Genomic DNA, 1,823 nt, shown 5'->3' with positions numbered 1-1,823 from the left:
TGTCTAAGCGACGGACCCTGAGCGTCGTTTGATTTCAGAAATGCCTTATCGGACGCCAAATCCTTCAAAGATCAAACGGGTACCTTAGGATGTAGTCGGTGTCCTTGGAGGAGATGGGCTTCTTGCACTCGGAGCAGACCACGATGGCGGAAAAATCCTGCCCGCAGGCCTTATGCCGAAGCCGCATCGGTGGCTTGCCGTCTGCGAGCCACCTGTCTCCCCAGGCCATCATGACGAGCATGGGCTTGTACAGATCGAGGCCCATTTCGGTGAAGCGATACTCGAAGCGCTCGCCTCCGTTATAAGGAACCTTGCGCAATACGCCCGCCTGTACGAGCCGGGCGAGGCGGTCGGCGAGAATGTTAGTCGCAATGCCGAGGTTCTCGCGCATTTCCTCGAACCGTCGAACTCCGAACCAGCCTTCTCGTAGAATGAGGAAGCTCCAACGGTCGCCGATGATCCCAAGCGTCCGCGCGACTGAGCAGGGCCGCACCCTTTCCAAAAGCGTCGAATCCGAGCTTCTGCGAGACGTCGGCCGCGCTTCGACCGGAGCATACCCCGCGCCTGGCCCGTCGCGTGGCGCAACCTCTTTTGCCGTGAAGGGTTCGAGACATTCGCAGCAGACCGTGATGGGATGGCATTCACACCCACAACTTTTATGAATCAGCTTCAGTGGGGGCTCGTTGCCCCCCGTCAGCCACTTGTCGCCGAATTCCATGAGCGACAGCATCGTCGGAAAGAGATCTTTTCCTCGGACGGTTAGGAAATATTGTTGCCCCGGCTCGTTCGGCCGTTTTCCAGTGCTCAGGATGTCATTCGCCACAAAGCTGGACAGTCGAGACGAAAGCGTCTGCCGCGGAATGCCCAAGCGCTGCTGAAATTTGTCGAACCGGCGCACGCCAAAATAGGCTTCTCGAAGTATCAAGAAGTTCCAGGTCTCGAATACAATCTCCATCGTTCGACGAACTGATGATTGTCGCTGCATTAGCAAGGGCTTTTCATTACCGGATGAGGAGGCAATATTCATGGGCATCTTTATGATCTTGTTCATCGGATAGCGACTGGCGACGAGCGCGAATGGGTTGGGTTCATACCACATATATAGGGTATCAGGTCTAATAATGAAAGCTTTCCGCGCCGTAAGAACGGTTGCTTCGTTCAATCGGAAACGGACCCATTCCTAGTCTCAAGTGATATAGTAGTGGGCGAGGTAAATGCGCCGTGAGCCTAGGAGGCAATATGGAGAAGACTACGGCCCCTTCAGAGGTGGCTGTTGTGCTGCTCGCCGCAGGACAGGCACGTCGCTTTGGGACCGCCACAGATAGCAAGCTCCTGGCATTGTTCGATGGTATTCCACTTGTCAGGCGAAGTGCCATGCGCGCCTGTGAAAGCAGGGCTCGTTCCGTTACTGTTGTCGTCGGTTTTCGAGCTCCGGAGTTGATTTCAGCTCTCTCTGGCCTTCCAGTCAGCATTGCGCACAACCCCGATTTCGCCAGCGGGATGTCGAGTTCTTTGATAACCGGGATGATGACGCCCCAAGTTCGATCAGCGCAAGGAACACTGGTTATGCCGGCCGACATGCCGTCGGTTTCGACGGCTGATTTAAACTCGCTTATTGAGGCTTTCGTTGCTTATGGTGGTCGATCGATTATCGGAGCGACCTGTGGGAACATTCGCGGGAATCCCGTGATCTTTCCCAGGTCCCTCCTGGGCGAGGTCGCGAGGCTTAAGGGCGATCTGGGCGCAAGAAATATTATCCGAGCTTCCAATGTGCCCTTCGTCGATTTCGATATCGGCACTTCAGCGTTGCACGATGTCGATAC

At 55.4% G+C, this 1,823-nt stretch carries 2 protein-coding genes; one reads left to right on the top strand and one right to left on the bottom strand.

Annotated elements, in window-relative coordinates; translation table 11 throughout:
- Nucleotides 1-64 precede the first annotated feature (64 nt).
- Nucleotides 65-1,162 (bottom strand): helix-turn-helix domain-containing protein, encoded by a 1,098-nt coding sequence (locus C9413_RS31780; RefSeq protein WP_246703915.1) that lies wholly within the window; start codon nt 1,160-1,162, stop codon nt 65-67.
- A 77-nt stretch (nt 1,163-1,239) separates the two neighbouring features.
- Here C9413_RS31780 and C9413_RS31775 point away from each other — a divergent pair.
- Nucleotides 1,240-1,823 (top strand): nucleotidyltransferase family protein (locus tag C9413_RS31775; RefSeq protein WP_170251498.1); only part of this gene is annotated, 584 nt, incomplete at its 3' end.

Source organism: Rhizobium sp. SEMIA 4085 (assembly GCF_013004495.1).
Classification (GTDB): domain Bacteria; phylum Pseudomonadota; class Alphaproteobacteria; order Rhizobiales; family Rhizobiaceae; genus Rhizobium; species Rhizobium gallicum.
This window is presented reverse-complemented; position numbering and strand designations above follow the sequence as displayed.